The organism is Enterovibrio qingdaonensis (assembly GCF_028683135.1).
In the GTDB taxonomy this organism is placed as follows: Bacteria; Pseudomonadota; Gammaproteobacteria; order Enterobacterales; family Vibrionaceae; genus Enterovibrio; species Enterovibrio qingdaonensis.
The window spans coordinates 135,182-153,941 of the sequence record NZ_JAJUBB010000006.1; the positions used below are offsets into that span (position 1 = coordinate 135,182).

At 48.5% G+C, this 18,760-nt stretch carries 18 protein-coding genes; 7 read left to right on the forward strand and 11 right to left on the reverse strand.

Annotated features, from left to right (window positions below; all coding sequences use genetic code 11):
• Positions 1-37: 37 nt before the first annotated feature.
• Both LRP49_RS10470 and ispB read right to left on the reverse strand, forming a co-directional pair.
• Complete coding sequence (locus LRP49_RS10470; RefSeq protein WP_420791539.1) at positions 38-721, reverse strand: DUF3313 domain-containing protein; 684 nt, start codon at positions 719-721, stop codon at positions 38-40.
• A 61-nt stretch (positions 722-782) separates the two neighbouring features.
• Positions 783-1,754 carry an octaprenyl diphosphate synthase gene (gene ispB, locus LRP49_RS10475; protein WP_274142074.1) on the reverse strand — a complete coding sequence of 324 codons (972 nt, stop codon included), beginning with the start codon at positions 1,752-1,754 and terminating at the stop codon, positions 783-785.
• Between the two features lie 270 nt (positions 1,755-2,024).
• Between ispB and rplU the strand changes: the two genes are divergently transcribed.
• The 6 genes from rplU to folA all read left to right on the forward strand — a co-directional run bounded on the left by rplU (position 2,025) and on the right by folA (position 6,074).
• Entirely contained in the window at positions 2,025-2,336 is a 312-nt protein-coding gene (rplU, locus tag LRP49_RS10480) for a 50S ribosomal protein L21 (protein WP_002536481.1), read from the forward strand.
• Between the two features lie 17 nt (positions 2,337-2,353).
• Positions 2,354-2,611: a 50S ribosomal protein L27 gene (gene rpmA / locus LRP49_RS10485; protein ID WP_002536479.1), complete on the forward strand. Its 258-nt coding sequence runs from the start codon at positions 2,354-2,356 to the stop codon at positions 2,609-2,611.
• 402 nt (positions 2,612-3,013) lie between these two features.
• On the forward strand, positions 3,014-4,186 hold the full coding sequence (gene cgtA, locus LRP49_RS10490; RefSeq protein ID WP_274142079.1) for an Obg family GTPase CgtA: 1,173 nt from the start codon (positions 3,014-3,016) through the stop codon (positions 4,184-4,186).
• Between the two features lie 137 nt (positions 4,187-4,323).
• Positions 4,324-5,091, forward strand: a complete 768-nt coding sequence (locus LRP49_RS10495) for a threonine/serine exporter family protein (RefSeq protein WP_274142226.1) — start codon at positions 4,324-4,326, stop codon at positions 5,089-5,091.
• Positions 5,088-5,552, forward strand: a complete 465-nt coding sequence (locus tag LRP49_RS10500) for a threonine/serine exporter family protein (protein WP_274142081.1) — start codon at positions 5,088-5,090, stop codon at positions 5,550-5,552. Before LRP49_RS10495 ends, LRP49_RS10500 begins: the two co-directional genes overlap by 4 nt.
• A gap of 42 nt (positions 5,553-5,594) precedes the next feature.
• A complete protein-coding gene (gene folA / locus LRP49_RS10505) occupies positions 5,595-6,074 on the forward strand; it encodes a type 3 dihydrofolate reductase (protein ID WP_274142082.1) in 480 nt (159 codons plus the stop codon).
• Here the strand turns inward: folA and LRP49_RS10510 are convergent.
• Genes LRP49_RS10510 through lptD form a run of 6 tightly spaced genes read right to left on the reverse strand, consistent with a single transcriptional unit; the run spans position 6,071 to position 12,770 of the window.
• Positions 6,071-6,907 carry a symmetrical bis(5'-nucleosyl)-tetraphosphatase gene (locus LRP49_RS10510; protein ID WP_274142084.1) on the reverse strand — a complete coding sequence of 279 codons (837 nt, stop codon included), beginning with the start codon at positions 6,905-6,907 and terminating at the stop codon, positions 6,071-6,073. The genes folA and LRP49_RS10510 overlap by 4 nt on opposite strands.
• A gap of 14 nt (positions 6,908-6,921) precedes the next feature.
• The gene (apaG, locus tag LRP49_RS10515; RefSeq protein ID WP_274142085.1) at positions 6,922-7,296 is read right to left on the reverse strand and encodes a Co2+/Mg2+ efflux protein ApaG; all 375 of its coding nucleotides are present in this window, start codon (positions 7,294-7,296) and stop codon (positions 6,922-6,924) included.
• A gap of 21 nt (positions 7,297-7,317) precedes the next feature.
• A complete protein-coding gene (rsmA, locus tag LRP49_RS10520) occupies positions 7,318-8,124 on the reverse strand; it encodes a 16S rRNA (adenine(1518)-N(6)/adenine(1519)-N(6))-dimethyltransferase RsmA (RefSeq protein ID WP_274142086.1) in 807 nt (268 codons plus the stop codon).
• The gene (gene pdxA, locus LRP49_RS10525; RefSeq protein ID WP_274142087.1) at positions 8,121-9,116 is read right to left on the reverse strand and encodes a 4-hydroxythreonine-4-phosphate dehydrogenase PdxA; all 996 of its coding nucleotides are present in this window, start codon (positions 9,114-9,116) and stop codon (positions 8,121-8,123) included. Before pdxA ends, rsmA begins: the two co-directional genes overlap by 4 nt.
• A complete protein-coding gene (gene surA / locus LRP49_RS10530) occupies positions 9,103-10,401 on the reverse strand; it encodes a peptidylprolyl isomerase SurA (protein WP_274142088.1) in 1,299 nt (432 codons plus the stop codon). The genes pdxA and surA overlap by 14 nt, the downstream gene beginning before the upstream one ends.
• A gap of 20 nt (positions 10,402-10,421) precedes the next feature.
• A complete protein-coding gene (gene lptD / locus LRP49_RS10535) occupies positions 10,422-12,770 on the reverse strand; it encodes an LPS assembly protein LptD (RefSeq protein ID WP_274142089.1) in 2,349 nt (782 codons plus the stop codon).
• A gap of 160 nt (positions 12,771-12,930) precedes the next feature.
• On the opposite strand from lptD, the gene djlA reads away from it, so the two are divergent.
• On the forward strand, positions 12,931-13,758 hold the full coding sequence (gene djlA, locus LRP49_RS10540) for a co-chaperone DjlA (protein WP_274142090.1): 828 nt from the start codon (positions 12,931-12,933) through the stop codon (positions 13,756-13,758).
• Between the two features lie 64 nt (positions 13,759-13,822).
• Here the strand turns inward: djlA and LRP49_RS10545 are convergent, their stop codons facing one another.
• The 3 genes from LRP49_RS10545 to rapA all read right to left on the reverse strand — a co-directional run bounded on the left by LRP49_RS10545 (position 13,823) and on the right by rapA (position 18,677).
• The gene (locus LRP49_RS10545) at positions 13,823-14,776 is read right to left on the reverse strand and encodes a D-2-hydroxyacid dehydrogenase (RefSeq protein ID WP_274142091.1); all 954 of its coding nucleotides are present in this window, start codon (positions 14,774-14,776) and stop codon (positions 13,823-13,825) included.
• Positions 14,777-14,875: 99 nt separating this feature from the next.
• Entirely contained in the window at positions 14,876-15,628 is a 753-nt protein-coding gene (rluA, locus tag LRP49_RS10550) for a bifunctional tRNA pseudouridine(32) synthase/23S rRNA pseudouridine(746) synthase RluA (protein WP_274142092.1), read from the reverse strand.
• Positions 15,629-15,758: 130 nt separating this feature from the next.
• On the reverse strand, positions 15,759-18,677 hold the full coding sequence (gene rapA, locus LRP49_RS10555; RefSeq protein WP_274142093.1) for an RNA polymerase-associated protein RapA: 2,919 nt from the start codon (positions 18,675-18,677) through the stop codon (positions 15,759-15,761).
• Between the last annotated feature and the right edge of the window lie 83 nt (positions 18,678-18,760).

Here is an 18,760-nt window from a genome sequence, read left to right on the forward strand (position 1 = left end):
AGCGGCCATTGGCCGCTTTTTTTGTGCCTGTGATTTGTTATTGAATCGCGATCTTACCTTCCATGGTGCGGCCTAAACGATCTACCCACCAGTTGATCGCATCTTTTGCATCGTCCAATGAGTCGATCATTGTAGAAAGATCTTTGTTTCCTGATTCGCGATCGATGGCAGCAAAAAGAGGGCGGTCATTATTTGCATCGCTAACCAATAGCTCCACAGTCGCACTGCCAACATTTGTGTGCTCGCCAGTGGCTATCTTGGATATCGTGGAAATACCCAGCCCTACGGGCAGTAAGCTGCTTGTCACGGCCAGAATAGGATTCGGAGTTTCTACGTTACTTAGAGCAATGCTAAGACGTAGTGTATTCTCTTCGGGTACGTCTACAACACGCTTAAAAGGGGTGATCTTTTCTTTGAGCTGCTCTGCCATATAAGCAGTGAGCTCATTAATTTGCTCGTCATCCAATGGGTTTTCTTCAGTAGTAAGCACGTAGATCCTATCGATAACCACTGAATCATATTGCGCTAGCTTGTTTTTCAGTCTCTCTTCACTGCGAAGTCCTACGCGTGCCCATACGAGATCAACACCATCTTCAGGGCCCGCTTGAAAGTCTGCATAAGAGGTGAATTGGGTTGCGTGGGGTCGGTTTCCTGCGGCGCACCCAAATAGCAATGCGCTGCTTAGCACGGCAATGGCCGCCTTCCTTAATGCTGGCTTCAAAATATATTCCTTAAACTCAAGGTATAAAAAAACGCACCACAGTGGGTGCGTTTGGTATTGCTTACTTCTTGCGGTGGACCGCAATGAGTGCGAGTGCTTTGAGCGCTTCTTTTTCGTCGGACTCGGGCAGTGGTGCGAGCGCATCAATTGCTTTCTGAGCTTCTTCTTCTGCTCTTTGTCGCGTGTAGTCGAGTGAGCCCACTTCTTCCATGCAAGCGAGAATAGGTTCGAGCTTGTCTAAGCCATTACCTTGCTCGATCGCTTCGCGGATCATTGCTGCTTGCTCAGGCTTACCATTCGCCATGGCGTGTAATAGAGGCAGGGTTGGTTTACCTTCAGCGAGATCATCACCAGTGTTCTTGCCCATCTCCTCGCCTTGCGAGGTGTAATCCATCACATCATCGATCAATTGGAATGCTGTGCCGAGGTAGCGGCCGTAGTCTTGAAGTGCAGCTTCAATATCTTCTGGGCTATCAGCTAAGATCGCACCAATCTGAGTCGCCGCTTCAAAAAGACGTGCAGTTTTGGAGTAGATCACCTGCATGTAGCTTTCTTCGGTGGTGTCAGGATCGTTGCAGTTCATTAACTGCAATACTTCACCTTCTGCGATCACATTGGTTGCACTGCTCATGACATCGAGGATCCTTAAGGATCGAAGCTCGGTCATCATTTGAAATGCACGGGTATAAATGAAATCGCCCACTAAGACACTGGCCGCATTTCCAAACATGGCATTGGCGGTAGCTTTCCCGCGACGAAGATCTGACTCGTCTACCACGTCGTCATGAAGCAGGGTTGCAGTGTGAATGAATTCGATGAAGGCCGCGGCTGTCACGTGGCCTTCACCTTGATAGTTGAGTGCCTTCGCTGCCAGAACGGCAAGCATAGGGCGTAAACGCTTACCGCCGCCGCTGATGATATAAAAACCAAGTTGGTTAATTAATGCAACGTCAGAATCAAGCTGTGCGAGTATTTTTTTATCCACTTTTGCCATATCATCGGCAGTAAGTGCTTGGATGGTGTTAAAATCCATTGATGCGTCCGGTCCAAGGGAAGAATGCAGTTAAACTGCTGTCTTTTTGGCGAAGATAGTACACTAAAAATTCGCGCTCTACACTGTGCTATAGGTGGTATTTAAACAGGTTAATAGTAGTGAACAGGTTTTCACCAATTTTCTTTCATTACCCCCTTGCCAGAAGGCGATTCTTGCCGTAGAATTCGCGCCCTATTGATGAATTAAATGCGCACCCCTCACTGCACACTTTTTGAACGCGGTAGGCTGTGCGGAAATGCGGAGAAAACCATGTACGCAGTTTTCCAAAGTGGTGGTAAACAACACCGTGTAAGCGAAGGTCAAACAATTCGCTTGGAAAAGCTAGACATTGAAACTGGCTCAACTGTTGAGTTTGATTCTGTTCTGCTGGTAGCAAACGGTGAAGAAATCACTGTTGGCGCACCTTTCGTAGCAGGCGGAAAAGTAACTGCTGAAGTAGTTACCCACGGTCGTGGCGACAAAGTGAAAATCGTTAAGTTCCGTCGTCGTAAGCATTCTCGTAAGCAAATGGGCCACCGTCAGTGGTTCACTGAAGTCAAAATCACTGGCATCAGCGCTTAATTTAGGAGAAGAGATAAATGGCACATAAAAAAGCTGGCGGTTCTACTCGTAACGGCCGTGACTCAGAAAGCAAACGCCTAGGTGTTAAGCGTTTCGGTGGCGAATCTGTACTTGCAGGTAACATCATCGTTCGTCAACGTGGTACTAAGTTCCACGCAGGCACTAACGTAGGTTGCGGTAAAGACCACACTCTTTTCGCTCTGTCTGATGGCAAAGTGAAATTCGAAGTTAAAGGTCCTAAGAACCGTAAATTCGTTAGCATCGAAGCTGAGTAATAGCACTCGATTCTAATTACGAAGCCCTGCCTTACGGCGGGGCTTTTTGTTGTATATCCAAGTGACTTTTGCGCTATGTCACATTTATATAGCGGCTTAGTTTAGACGTGACTTGGGTAGATAGCGCTCATAGGCGACAGAGCAGCTAACGCGTCATTCGTAATTGGTATTCCCAACGAATAAGAAAGGATCTCGTCACGCGACCGTCACACCTGTCACGATTAAATAAGACCGTGAATATAGGAAGACGAATCTGAACGCAGGGTGTTTTTTGATCCTAAGATCATTAGGATCATTAATCAGAAGTGCTCCATCAGGGTGCTGCTAATTCGCCATTGTTAACCCAATGACACGTAAAACCTTTTCTATCGAAAAGGATGTGAAGGGTATGGAGAAGATTAAATGAAATTTGTAGATGAAGCGGTGATCCGCGTTGAAGCGGGAGATGGCGGTAACGGTACCGTTAGCTTCCGTCGCGAAAAATATGTACCGAAAGGCGGCCCAGATGGTGGCGACGGCGGTGATGGTGGTGACGTATATCTGCTGGCAGATGAAAACCTTAACACCCTGATCGACTATCGTTTTGAGCGTTTCCACGCTGCGGGTCGTGGTGAAAATGGCCGTGGCGGTAACTGTACCGGTAAACGTGGTGACGATCTGGTAATGAACGTGCCTGTAGGTACGCGTGCGGTTGATGAAGACACCGGCGAAATCATTGCTGACCTTACTCAACATGGTATGAAGATCATGGTTGCTAAAGGTGGTTGGCACGGTCTGGGTAACACCCGATTCAAATCATCAGTAAACCGTGCTCCTCGTCAAAAGAGTATGGGTACCAAGGGTGAACTACGCCACCTGCGTCTTGAGCTGCTTCTGCTGGCTGACGTGGGGATGTTGGGTTTGCCTAACGCAGGTAAATCAACCTTTATCCGTGCCGTTTCTGCGGCGAAACCAAAAGTCGCGGATTATCCGTTTACGACGCTGGTTCCTAGCTTGGGTGTTGTGCGCGTAGCGGATAACAAGAGCTTCGTTGTTGCTGATATCCCGGGTCTAATTGAAGGTGCAGCGGAAGGTGCGGGTCTGGGTATTCGCTTCTTGAAACACCTAGAACGTTGTCGTGTACTTCTGCACATGATTGATCTGATGCCGGTTGATGGTTCTGATCCTGTGGACAATGCGTTCACCATCATTGAAGAGCTACAACGCTACAGTGATAAGCTGGCGGATAAACCACGTTGGATCGTATTCAACAAGCTGGATCTGATGTCAGAGGAAGATGCGGAAGAGCAAATGGAGCGCGTGCTCGATGCTCTGGCGTGGGATGAACCTCATTACGCGATTTCGGCTATTAACCGTGGTCACACGCAACAGCTAACGTACGATTTGATGGAATTCATCGACACTCTGCCTACTGAGCTTGTTCAACAAACTGAAGAAGAAGGCAAAGTGGAATTCAAGTGGGATGATTACCACGAGCAAGAAATCAAGAAACAGTCTAAGTCTGATGACGACGATGATGACTGGGATGATTGGAACGAAGACGATTACGACGTCGAGATCATTTACCGTCCGTAAATCATTGATTTCAGAAAACCGCCATTTATTGGCGGTTTTTTTTTGTCCAAATCAAAGTATTTCAGCGCAACCTGGCGTAAAAACATACCTCACATCAGAAGTCACAAGGAAAGAGACGGGTGCAAGAAGTCATTGGAATGAGTGAGCCGATACAAAGGGATATCTCTCGGCTTGTCAGTCATACGGGACAAATGCTGCTTCAACACGGAGCTGAAAGTAAATTAGTCAGTGATATGTGCTGTCGGTTAGGAGAAGCATTGGGATTAGACAGCGTTGAACTGTCTTTATCTGCAAGCTCAATGGTGATCACGACCATCACCCACCAACATTGCATTACAACCGCGCGTCGTTGTCCGGATCGCGGGATCAACATGCGTGTGATCACCGAGATCCAACGCATTGTCATCATGGCAGAAAAAGGATTATTGGATAAGGACGCCGTTAAAAAGCGGCTGGGTAAACTCTCTCCTGAGCGTTACAACCGCTGGCTTGTCGCCATTATGGTTGCGTTGTCTTGTGCGAGCTTCAGTCGCTTATCCGGCGGCGATGCAGCGGTATTTATGGTGGCATTTGTCGCTTCATTCGTTGGCATGCTGGTCAGGCAGGAAATTGCTCATCGTCATTTTAACCCCTTGCTAAATTTCGGTATTACCGCGTTTGTAACCACGTTGGTTTCTAGCCTAGGTGCCATGCATCAAGTGGGTAACCAGCCTTACCTTGCAATGGCCTCTTCTGTGCTGATGCTGGTACCCGGGTTTCCGCTGATTAACGCCGTGTCAGATATGGTCAAAGGCTATATCAATATGGGCATTGCGCGATGGGTAATGGCGAGTCTGCTTACCTTAGCTACAAGTCTTGGGATCATCGGTGCGATGAATCTGACGGGTATCTGGGGGTGGTTATGACACTGTTGTTGGCATTGCTGCATGACATGCTGTTTGCCGCTATCCCTGCTGTCGGCTTTGGACTCGTGTTTAACGTGCCGGTTAAAGCATTGAAATATTGTGCATTAGGTGGCGCACTTGGGCACGGAAGTCGGTTTTTAATGATGCATGTGGGTGTACCTATTGAATGGGCATCGCTCGGTGGTGCGACGCTGGTGGGCATGATTGGTGTGTACTGGTCGCAGCGTTTGCTTGCGCACCCCAAAGTTTTCACCGTTGCCGCTATCATTCCCATGGTGCCTGGGGTCTTTGCCTTTAAGGCCATGATTGCGTTGGTTGAGATCAACAGTCTAGGCTACAGCGACGCCCTTTGGACCATGTTGATCAACAATGCGATCAGTGCGCTATTTATTATTGCGGCGTTAGCCATTGGCCTTGCAATGCCCGGCTTGTTGTTTTACCGACGTAGGCCTGTGGTGTAGCATGTATCGAGAACATTCTTGGGGATAGGAACCGTAAACGTAATGAAGATCAGCATGATTGCCGCAATGGCAAAAGGACGAGTGATTGGAAAAGACAATGCCATGCCTTGGCATTTACCTGCTGACTTTGGTTGGTTTAAACAAAACACACTCGGTAAGCCTGTGATAATGGGTCGGAAGACTTATGAATCCATTGGCCGCCCTTTGCCTGGTCGTCGCAATATTGTCATCAGCCGCAATGCAGAATGGTCTGCTGAGGGCGTAGAGAGTGTGGTGAGTATTGATGATGCATTGATGTTGGTGAACGACGTTGATGAGGCGGTGATCATTGGCGGTGGTGCGATTTATGCCGCCTGTTTACCGCTGGCCAATCGACTGTACCTGACCTTTATCAATGCAGAGGTTGATGGCGATACCCAATTTCCTGAATGGGGTGAAGGCTGGCGAACCAGCCACTCAGAGCACTACGCGTCGGATGAGAAAAACGCCTTTGATATGGAATTCACGATCCTCGATCGTTAACTCGCATGAATAGGGCAAGGAAGACTGAATCTTTGCCCATCTTCCCATCGAACCATCGTTAGTGATCCGCCCCAGACACACCCAGTGTCCAATCCCATAAACTGGTCGTTGATCACGCCGCCAAGCGCTGCCCAATGGCCAAATATACACGTTTCATCTATAGGTTGGCGTTTCTTAACGTCAAACCAAGGGACAAGACTACCGTCGGTAACGTCTTCAGGAGGTCGTTTGCAGTGCATGTCTAGACCGCCCTCAGGGGTGAGATATCGCATGCGGGTTAAGGCGTTAATAGTAAAGCGATAGCTCTCAATACCTTTCAAAGATGCATCCCAAACTGCTGGCTCATTGGCGTACATATGCTGAAGTAACCAAACGTAGTCGTCGCTCTGCAATATTGCTTCTACGCCTTGTGCTTGTTGTGTGGCTGTTTCTAAGCTCCAGCAAGGCGGTATTCCGGCGTGTGTCATTACAAAGCCCGGGGCTTGGCCATTAGGGAAAGCTTTGTGGATCAAAAGAGGTTGATGTCTTAGCCACAGAAGCAATTCAGCACAATCTTCAGCATCAAGGATAGGCTGGGTTTTGTCCTTGGCTTTCGGTTTCATGATCCCTTCTGCAACAGCAAGCAAGTGAAGATCATGGTTACCCAACACGGTGTGCCCGTGCTCTCCTAAATCGCGCACAAAGCGAAGGACAGAAAGTGAATCCGGTCCACGTGCAACAAGATCGCCTGCAATGTAGAGATGATCCTTTGAACGGTCAAAGTGAACGAGATCAAGAAGATCGCGTAGATCGCGATAACAACCCTGAATATCGCCGACAAGGTATGTAGCCACGCGAGCTCCTGAAATTAGTGAAGAATGTTAGGCATCGCGAGACGGAAGGGAGCGACTTCGATGTCGAATTCTTTTTCGATAGGGCCGAGCATGGTATAGAAACCTTGCATAACACCCACAGGCGTTTCCAGCAAGGTTCCACTGGTGTAGGTGTACTCATCACCAGACTCGATAAGAGGTTGCTCGCCGACCACGCCTTCCCCTTCAATGACCAGTTTCTTACCGTTAGCATCGGTAACCAGCCATTTTCTGCGTAGTAGTTGAGCTTCACGATCACCATTATTTTCAATGGTGATCGTGTAAGAGAAAACGTAACGCTTTTTATCCGGTTCAGACTGCTCTGCTACGTAGTGCGTGAGCACCCGAACCGTAAAATTGTTATTAACCATCCCTGTTGCGTTTCCTTTTTCTTATTTGTGATTAGCATCCATCCAGTTTGCCAGTGCCACAAATTGTGCCAGCGTCAGGCTTTCCGGACGCACTGTAGGGTCGATACCCAATGATTCCAGTGTTTCCACATCTACTAATGTTTTATAGCAGTTGCGGACGGTTTTACGACGTTGGTTAAAACCTTCGCGGCAAACGCGCTCCAACCACTTAAGGTTGGTTGTTGGATGTGGCAGCTCTTTGTGCGGGATAAGACGCACAACGGCTGAATCCACTTTTGGTGCAGGCTTGAAGGCACTTGGTGGTACTTCTAATACCGGAACCACTTTGCAGTAGTATTGTGCCATGACGGTCAAACGGCCATAAGCTTTGCTGTTTGGGCCAGCAGCCAGACGGTTAACCACTTCTTTTTGCAGCATAAAGTGCATGTCTTTCACTGCGCCTGCAAAAGTGAAGAGGTGGAACATCAAAGGCGTAGACACGTTGTATGGCAGGTTACCAAAAATACGCAGTGGATTTTCTTCTGAAGCCAATTGCGTGAAATCGAATTTCATCGCATCGCCTTCATAGATGGTCAGTTTGTCAGCCAGTTGTGGATGGTGACGAAGACGCTCCGCCAGATCGCGGTCGAGCTCAACAACACTGAGTTTGTCAACTTCGCGTGCGACAGGCTCGGTCAACGCACCTAGGCCTGGACCAATTTCTACCAAGTTTTCACCTGGCAATGGGTTAATGGCAGATACGATTCCGTCAATGATGTACGGATCGTTCAGGAAGTTTTGGCCAAAACGCTTACGCGCGCGGTGACCTAAGTGGACATTATCGCTCATGCTTTTTTATCTACTAACTCGATGGCGTGGGATAGCGCGGTCCGCAGGCTTCCAGTATCCGCCGTTCCGGTACCCGCTAAATCCAATGCGGTACCATGATCTACAGAAGTTCGGATGAAAGGTAAGCCAAGCGTAATGTTGACCGACTTTCCAAATCCCTTGAATTTTAACACAGGCAGACCTTGATCGTGATACATCGCAAGTACTGCATCTGCATCTTTTAAGTATTTCTCTTGGAAGAGAGTATCGGCAGGCAATGGGCCAATCAGCTTCAACCCTTGCTCACGCAGTTTTTCTAGTGCTGGCTCGATGACCTCAATCTCTTCTCGGCCTAAGCAGCCGTCTTCACCGGCATGCGGGTTTAAGCCGCAGACGTAAATTTTAGGCTCTTTGATACCAAATTTGGACTTCATGTCTTCATTTAGGATTTCAATAACTTGAAATAAACGTTCTTCCGTAATGGCTTTTGACACATAGGCCAAGGGTATATGTGTTGTTACCAAGGCTACGCGTAGCCCTTCTGTCGCCAGCATCATTACCACTTGTTGAACATTGGCATGGTGCTGAAAAAACTCGGTGTGACCGCTAAAAGATACCCCAGAGCGATTAATTACACCTTTGTGTACAGGGCCAGTGACAACGGCTGCAAACTCACCCTGCATGTTGCCTTCGGCTGCACGGGTGAGTGTATTCAAGACATAGCGACCATTTGCTTCATTTAGCACACCAGGAATTACATCGGCGTCTAAAGGCTCGTCACAAACAACCATCACACCCTTTTCATGTGCTTTGGGTGCGAGGGTTGGGTCATAATCTTCAAAGCGCACGTCAATGCCGAGCAATGTTGCACGCTCTGCCAACATGTTTTTGTTACCGCAAACAACCAATTGATGGGGCCAGTCACCATGAGCAAGGCTTAGTACTAAGTCAGGACCAATACCTGCCGGTTCGCCAGGTGTGATTGCTATGCGTTGTGGCTTAACTGTTGTCATCAAGATTACCTACTTGTTCCACATACGCGCCTGCACGCAGTTCTTGAAGCCAAGCTTGCGCTTCTTCATTGAACTTACGGTTTAACAGGATGCGGTATGCTCTGTTTTGCATTGCAGCGTCTGTTCGGTCGGCTTGTCGACGGTCTTCAACTTCGACAATATGCCAACCATGGACCGTTTTAAAGGGTTCGCTGATTTGTCCTTCTGGCAGAGTATCGACTTTGTCCTTGAACTCAGGGACATAGATATCTGTTGTCTGCCAGCCTAAATCACCGCCTTTAACGGCAGAACCTGGGTCAGCACTGTATTGTTTCGCCAGTTCTTCAAAGGTCTTATCGCCATTTTTAATTTGTTCAATCATTTGATTGAGCTGACGCTTTGCTCCCTCATCACTGACAATGATAGATGGCTTGATCAAGATATGGCGTGCTTTCACTTCCGTGACCGCAACAGACTCTAGGCCTTTTACGTCATCAATTTTTAGAATGTGATAGCCAACGCCACTGCGAAATGGCCCAATGATGGCACCTTTACCCTTGTTGCCGATTTGGTCGGCGAAGATTGTTGGCATCTCTTCTTGACGCATCCAACCCCAGTCACCACCATCAAGGGCTTTCGGCCCTTTTGAGTTTGCTAAGGCCAATGACGCGAAGTTTTTGCCTTTCTTCAGCTCTGCGACCAGTTTGTTGGCTTTCGCCAGCACGGCGTCACGCTCTGATTTGTCTGCATCTTCGTCAACACGTAATTGAATATGGCGCAGGTGGTATTCTACGTTTTCCATATTTTGTGCATTCATCTCAGCGGCCAGCGACTCCACTTCTTGCGGCAAAATGTTGATACGACGACGAACTTGGATATTTCGCACTTCCCCGATGGTCATCTCGCGGCGAATTTGCTCACGATAATCTGCCCATGTAATGCCATTTTGTTTCAGTTGATTTCTTAGTGCGGCAACGGTGATGTTCTTATCTTTGGCGACATTGGCAATGGCCTGCTCTAAACGAGAATCATCGATGCGAATCCCCATTCGCTGTGCTTCTTGAAGTTGTAGCTCTTCAATGATGAGCTGATCCAGAATTTGTTTTTCTAAGACATCTGGAGGTGGCAAAGTGTCAGCTTTCGCATTTAATGCCACGGTTTTTTTCAGATTATTGATGTCACTAGAAAGCACCACGCCTTCATTCACGACCGTGACGACACGATCCAATTCGGTCGGCTCTGCGGAGACAGATAACGAGCTGGCAGAGATTGCCATGGCCAGTACTGCTTTCGTCCATTTATTCATTTGCAATTCCAAGGTTTTAATTAATTTTTTAAGCCAAACGGGTTGCGATAGCCCAGGGCGTTGCCGTCCGAACTTCCCCCAAAACCAGCTCCGGCACCAAGTCCGAGTAAGCTGAAAGACAGAGAGATATTGTTATCATATCGCGCTGGGTCATTAATGTTATTGCGTGACATAAGATACTTGTTGTAACTCAGGCCTATCGCCCAACATGAAGAGGTATAGGTAATGCCAAGCTGATTTTCTAAAAGTAGATCTTGCGTCAAATCGTGGAAATATTGCCCTTGCACACTGAGATTGTTTGTTAGTGGGAAGCCAGTAACAAAACCTAACTGTGATATGCCGTCTTCCGTGATTTGATCCAGATTGTCATTACCTGTGGTACTAGCAATGTAATTTTTGGCCACATACCGATAACTGGTTTGAGCAAAGAAACTGTTTTTACGGTATTCGACCGTTGCATTACCAAACTGCATGTTACTGATATTGCTGTCGTACTCTACTGAACCGCGAACAAAGAAGTTATCGTAGAGGTTCAATTCACTTTCTACCGCCCACGCTGAATAGTCGACTAAGGTGTTACCTTGGTTGCTAGGTCTGTCGAGATAGTAAATCTGGCCAAAGGCAATATTAAATCGCTCTTTATAGCCATCATCAAAAAAGCGTGTTGCGGCACCCACCGTGAACTGATTCGCGGGGTTGATGTAGTCTATGCTGCTGAATTGATTAGCACGGAACAGACCGTAGTAATCTGTTTGCAATCGCGCAGTATCATAACCGCCACCCGCATAGTTAACTGGGTTGTAGATACCACTTTGGTCAACGTCATGGATGTACAAATACTGAAGTTGCGGCTCAAGTGTTTGTGTATAACCTTCGTTGAAAAGCGTCCCGTTTCTTTCAAGCGTGATAGCAGCATGTAGTTTTGCCATTGGCACGACTCGGGAGACAGTGTCTTCTAACTTTTCTCCATTCCTGCCAGTTACGCCATCAATGTTGGATTGGTCATAATAGGTGTAATAGAGCTTACCTTCTGCAGACGCACTGAGCCAAGGAAGGTTATAAGGAAGAACAAATGTTGGCGCGATATTCACGCGCAGCGCATCTGGTTTGCTGTCATCGTCTGTGGCGAACTTACTCACTTGGAATGGCATCTTGAAATCGACGCCATAGGCAAGGTCTGAGTGGTAGTAGTTCATGGATAGCTGTGGCAGCAGGCGGTACACCGACGTGTTTTCACTTAATGCCTGGAAATTCCTTACAGAAAGCGTACTGTCCCAATTGAGATCACGATAAGAAACATCGCCCGTTTGCAAGAGCGTATTGTCTTCGCGGCTACCTACGCGAGAGTCTGTGTGGCGCGAGAAATAGCTAATGTCGCTAACCTTGCTGTAATCAACATCGTACTTCCAATGATCTTGGATGCCGCTATGGCGCCAGTTAAATCCCCAGCTTTTATCAAACTCAGGATACAGTCGATCCTTCCCCATGTATTCCATGACCATGCTGCCAGCCCCTGCGCGGGTTAAATAGCGCGGTTCCAAAGCCATGAACAGACCTCGATTGGACATGTACTTAGGCGTAATGAGCATGTCGGCTTGAGGGTGGATATTCCAATAAAACGGGGTTTCTAGCTCAAAACCATCACTGTCATTCCAGCTGACAGATGGGTATAGAAAGCCAGTTAAACGCCCATCTTCCACGGGGACGCGCAGGTAGGGAAGATAGAATATCGGGGTGTCCAATACTTCAAAGCGCGCATTGTAGAGATCGGCAAAAATATCGTTGTCTTCTTTTTCGATTTTGCCCGCGACAAATCGCCAACTGTCATCTTTTTCAGGACAGGTCGTGTAGGTGCCGTCTTCCAGTTCGTAGAAGGTGGTACCATTTTTAAACACACGCTTGGCTTCACCACGGCCCGGCTCACACATCATTTGGTAATTGATGTCAGTAAGTGTGGTGTCTTCATTGTCTAAATTGGTTTGTAAGGTTTTACCTTTGATGGCGATATCGCCATCATGGTAATAAACGTTACCTTCCGCGGTGACAATGTTTTCAGGTTGACGAAGAATTGCTTCGTCGGCGCGAACGGTACGGTGACCTTGTTTTACAACAACATCTCCGCGGTAAATTGATTTTTCGTTTGCTTTGGCTTCAGCGGAGTCTGCCACTATCGTAATAGGGGCATTGTTGACATCGTCTGACTGCTCGTCTTTGGTCAGACAGCGGTACTCAGGCGCAAGACAGGTTCCTTTCGGTATCTCCAAGGCGTTGGGATTGCCCTGTGCGACACTTGTTTCACCCGCTACTGCTTGGCCGTACAGCGCGAGCCAAATCATAGTGGACAAAAAACTTCTGGCAGTCAGTGACATTAAAACTCAATCCTGTTGTTGGTACGAAGCGCTGGTATACTCTTGCGCTGTGTCCTAGCAAATTTTGCTGAAAAATGTGGGTTATGATAATGCAATTCAACCCAGACGGCACCTGCTTGCTGGCGTAAACGAGAGAAATTAAACAAATAGAGTAAGAAACATGGCAGTTTGGGGAAAAGTGCTGGGGGCATTCTTTGGCTTCCTGCTCGGTAAATGGTTTGGCTTAGCATTAGGCTTGTTTTTGGGGCATAAGTTCGACAAAGCGCGTCAAAATGCGTCATTGGGCGGCGGTTTTTACCGCGGGAACCAACAAGAGAGGCAGCAAGCCTACTTCCATGCCACGTTTGCGGTAATGGGACACATTGCCAAAGCAAAAGGCAAGGTCACGGAAAATGAAATCCGTCTTGCGTCTAACTTAATGGATCGCATGGGGTTGCAGGGGGCAGCGCGTCGGGCGGCTCAAGATGCTTTTCGGGAAGGTAAAGAAAGTGCTTTTCCGTTAGAAGAGACGTTGCAAGAGGTGCGCAAAAACTGTGGTGGTCGATTTGATTTACTTCAGTTCTTCTTGGAAGTGCAAATTCAAGCCGCCTATGCGGATGGCTCGGTTCATCCCAATGAGAGGCAAGTGCTTTATACCGTTGCGAGCATTCTTGGCTTTTCACGTCAGCAACTTGATCAACGTCTGGCGATGCAAGAAGCAGCCTTCAATTTCTATCAGCAGCAAGGCCAAGGTCACACTGGGCAGCAGCAGTGGCAAGGTGATTTCTCTGGTGCGCGATTGAAAGATGCGTTTAGAATCCTTGGTGTAGATGAGGATGCAAACAGTCAAACGGTGAAACGTGCCTACCGCAAACTGATGAACGAACACCATCCTGACAAACTGGCAGCCAAAGGTCTCCCGCCGGAAATGATGGAAATTGCGAAACAAAAAGCGCAAGAAATTCAGGCCGCATACGATTTAGTGAAAAAGGAAAAGGGCTACAAATAGCCCTTTTCATTGATGCTTTCGTACCGCAGCTCCTTCCGGCTGCGTGGGCACTTCACCTTGAGGCTCAAAGCGTATTTTGAGCCTTGCCTTGGATAAATGCATTGATGTTATCCGTCAGTTGATTTGCCAAGGCTTGGATGCTGGAGTCAGCACCCCACGCAACATGTGGCGTCAAAAGTAGATTTGGCAACCCTGCATGAGAAAGCAGTGGGTTGGTGTTGGTTGCAGGCTCTTGCGTAAACACATCCACACCTGCACCTGCGATCTCGCCCTTCCTGAGTGCCTCGCATAATGCCACTTCATCAACCAAACCACCGCGGCCAGTATTGATCAATATTGCGGTGGATTTCATCGCAGACAACTCTTCTGTCCCGATAAGGTTTTGGGTCTGCTCGTTTAGTGGGCAGTGAAGGGTGAGCACGTCAGCTTGGCGCAAAACCACATCAAAAGGCGTATATCCATCTCTGGTTGCTTTTGCGTTCTTGTGTTCTGCATAGAGTACCGTCATTCCAACTGCAGAGGCGAGTTTGGCTACGGCTTTCCCTAAACTTCCGCCACCGATAACCCCCATGGTCGCGCCCGCAATGTCACCGATTGGATGGGTGAAAAAACAGAACTGGTTTTTTTCCTGCCAAGCTCCCAGTTCGATATCGCGGTGATACGCGTTAAGGTTACGACGAAGGGAGAACGCCATTGCCATCACATGTTCAGGTACAGATTGGGTGGCATAGCCGCGAATATTACAGACGGTTAATCCATGCTTATGGCACCAATCAATATCGACATTGTTGTAGCCAGTGGCTGCGATTGCGATCAACTTGAGCTTGGGAAGCTTGGTGAGTAATTCTGCCGATAAAACCACTTTGTTTGTGATAACAATTGTTGCGTCAGCAAGGCGTTCTAGCACGTCATCGGGGGATGTTTCGTCGTAACTGAGCCACGTGTGGTCAAAGTCAGGGGCAGGGAGAGAGATGTGAGCCGGGATCGTGGCTCTATCCAGAAAGACGATTTTTTCCATGGCAGATATCCTTATTCGACCACCATACTGTAACAACCTGAAGATGAATGGTCGAATAAATACACCAGTGAAAGTCATCTCCAGGTTGTTTTTTAGCGGTTATCTGCGTCGACGACTCGGCTTTTCTTCCGGCATCAAACTCGCGTCCGCCACAATGCCACGTTGCAATAAAGTGTCATTGGGTGCCCCTGCGTAGAATTCACAAGGTGCAGCAAGATGCATCGGCTCACCGGTTCCCGGATGCAAAAAGCTCAGCTCACCAGCATGTAATTGAAGGCGGGGAGAATATCTAAACGCTTGAGGATGCGCATAGAATTCATCACCGACAATCGGGTGTTCTAACGCAAGCATGTGCACACGCAATTGGTGTGAACGCCCCGTGATCGGCAATAAGCGTACTAATGATGTCTTTTTCTCACGCTTAATGACTTCATAGTCAGTGACTGAGGGTTTACCGGTTTCAAAACACACCATTTGCTTTGGACGGTTAGGCCAGTCACAAATAAGTGGCAAATCTACACGTCCTTCATCCTGTTCGACGTTACCCCATACGCGCGCGTAATAGAGCTTATGTGTCACGCGTTCGCGAAATTGTGCCTTGAGGTGACGCTCTGCATCTTTATGCTTACCAAAAACAATCAAACCTGAGGTCGACATATCAAGACGGTGCACCAACTCCGCGGTGGGGTATTCAGCTTTAATGCGAGACCAAGCACTGTCGTGATGTGCAGGGTCGCGGCCAGGGTTTGTTAACAGACCGCTTGGCTTATTGACCGCGATGATGTCGTCGTCCTGATAAATGACATCCAACCAAGGCTCCGTCGGCGGGTTGTAGATAAAGTCGCTGCTCATTTTTTTGCTCGAAAGTTAGACGGGCGGAAGTGTAGCACGACAGCCTCGAAAGAAAAGTGCTGAAAAAGGGCCACAAAAAAGAAAGGCACCGTTGATGCGGTGCCTTTGTCCTGACGAGAATACGTGGCGGTTATTGGTGACTCACCACGATAACGCGTAATGAATCTAACTGGATTTGCGCCTGACTGATGTAAGTACGCAGTTCACCCATTTGAGATTCAATGGCTTCCAATTCATCGTCACGGATGTTTGGGTTGACCGCTTTCAGTGCTTGAAGACGATCGAGCTCAGCGCGTAGCTTCGCCGTCATTTCAGCTTCTGCTGTTTCACGGATAACGAGCAATTGTTTCTCCGCAAACGGTTCTGACAGCTCGATCAAGCTGTGAATTTGCTTTTGCACTGAAGAAACCAGTTTGCTCGCCAAGTGGCGATTCACAGGGCTCAATTGACGATGGAAGCTGTCAAATTCAACTTGCGCAGCCAAATCGTTTCCTTTTGCATCCAATAGCACGCGAATAGGTGTTGCTGGCAGGAACTGATGGATACCTGAGCTTTTCGGTGCTTGCGCATCTGCCACGTACACCAGTTCTAGGAACAAAGTGCCGACGGGCAGTGCTTTGTTCTTCAGTAAAGAAACCGCAGTGGTACCCACATCTTCAGACAGAAGAAGGTCGATACCGCCTTGGATCATTGGGTGCTCCCAGCTAACAAAGTGTACATCTTCACGCGACAACGCAGTGTCACGGTCAAACGTGATGGTGCAACCTTCATACGGCAAGCCTGGGTAGCTGGAAACCAGCATGTGTTCTGATGGCGTCACGACAATGGCGTTTTCGCCTTTGTCGTCTTGGTTCAATCCCACGGTATCGAACAGACCCAATGCGAAGGTGACCAAATTGGTGTCGCCATCCAATGCACTGATTTTTTCAGCCAAGGCTTTTGCTTCTTCACCGCCGTTGGAATGCATTTCCAGCAAACGGTCGCGACCTTTCTCTAGTTCTGCCTTCAGGCGATGGTGCATTTCCGCACTGGTTTCAATCAAGGTATCCAGAGAGTCATCAATGCTGCCTTTCGCCAACAGTTGAAGCAGGTCTTCTTGCACATGTTCAAAAATAGCACGGCCAGTTGGGCAGGTTTCTTCAAAGGCATTCAGGCCTTCGTTGTACCAACGTGCCAGCAGTGATTGTGACGTGCCTTGCATGAAAGGCACATGGATTTCGATGTCACGCTGCTGACCGATTCGGTCTAGACGACCAATACGCTGCTCCAACAAGTCAGGGTTCATTGGCAAATCGAACATCACCAGTTGGTTTGCAAACTGGAAGTTACGGCCTTCTGAGCCGATTTCAGAACAGATCAGCACCTGTGCGCCAGCTTCTTCTTGTGCAAAGTAAGCGGCTGCTTTGTCGCGTTCAAGGATAGACATACCTTCATGGAAGACAGTGCCACGGATACCTTCACGCTCACGCAGGGCTTGTTCTAATGCCAGCGCAGTTTGTGCGCGGGAACAGATAACCAGTACCTTCTCCTGACGGTTAGATTTCAATAGATCCAACAACCAGTCGATACGCGGGTCGAAGCCCCACCAGCTCGCGTTTTCGCCCTCGAACTGCTGGTAAATATCTTCAGGATACAACCACTGGACTGCTTTTTGCTCAAGGCTTTGGTTGCCACCACCCATGATGCCAGCTACGCGCATTGCCGTTTGATACTGAGAAGGCAATGCCAGCGGATAGAGGTTCAGGTGACGCTGTGGGAAACCTTGAATTGCCGCGCGGGTGTTACGGAAAAGAACGCGCCCCGTACCGTGACGATCCATCAGGTTGTCAATCAGCTCATGGCGAGCATCACGACGCTGTTCATCATCAATATCTGTCGCTTCAACGATACGGAGCAAAGGCTCGACATCTTGCTCTGACAGCAGTTCAGTGATGCTGTTTTTCGCATCGTTGCTGAGCTTTTCATCAGACAGAAGCTGACTTACTGCATCTGCAACCGGCGCATATTGGGTTTCTTCTTCCACAAATGCTTCGTAATCGTAAAAGCGATCGGGATCCAGTAGGCGTAGACGTGCAAAGTGGCTTTCACGGCCCAATTGCTCTGGTGTCGCTGTTAGCAGGAGCACACCAGGGGTGTTTTCGGCAATACCTTCAACCACCTGATATTCACGACTTACCTTCTCTTCACTCCACTCTAGGTGGTGCGCTTCATCGACAACCAGCAGATCCCACTCACCTTCAGCAGCTTGTTCAGCGCGCTTGCGGCTTTTACGCAGGAAATCCAGAGAACACAACACCAATTGCGCGGTATCGAACGGGTTGTCGGCATCGGCAAATGCTTCCACACAACGCTCTTCGTCAAAAATGGAGAAATGCAAATTGAAGCGACGAAGCATTTCAACCAGCCATTGGTGTTGTAGTGTTTCAGGAACAACAACCAGCACACGAGACGCGCGTCCAGACAGCACTTGCTGGTGGATAATCATGCCTGCTTCGATGGTCTTTCCCAGACCTACTTCATCAGCCAGTAAAACGCGAGGTGCGTGTCGACGGCCGACTTCATGGGCGATGAATAGCTGGTGAGGAATCAGCCCTGCGCGCATACCACACAAGCCACGCATTGGACTTTTGTGTTGTTCGTATTGATTTTTAAGCGCGCGGTAGCGCAGCGCGAAACGATCCATGCGATCGATTTGGCCTGCAAAAAGCTTGTCTTGAGGCTTGTTGAAGCGAATTTGGTGGCTCAACAGGATTTCGCGGAGAATGACGTTCTCTTCGCCCGTATCGGTGCGTTGGCCTACGTAGGTCAGGATGCCCTTGTCTTCATCAACGTGGCTAACAGTGAGGAACCAGCCTTCATGGCTTTCAATGGTGTCACCCACATTAAACATCACTCGCGTAATTGGCGCGTCACTGCGCGCATACAGGCGGTTTTCTTCGCTGGCAGGAAACATCAGAGTCACAGTACGAGCGTCGAGGGCAACAACAGTACCCAGACCTAAATCGCTTTCAGTATCACTGATCCAACGTTGTCCGAGGGCGTATGGCATATGGAGAGAAACCTCTGGTTAAAGCTGACACAAATTGGAAATAAGCCGTGTGGCTATCAAGGGCTAACGCCCTGCGTGCCCAT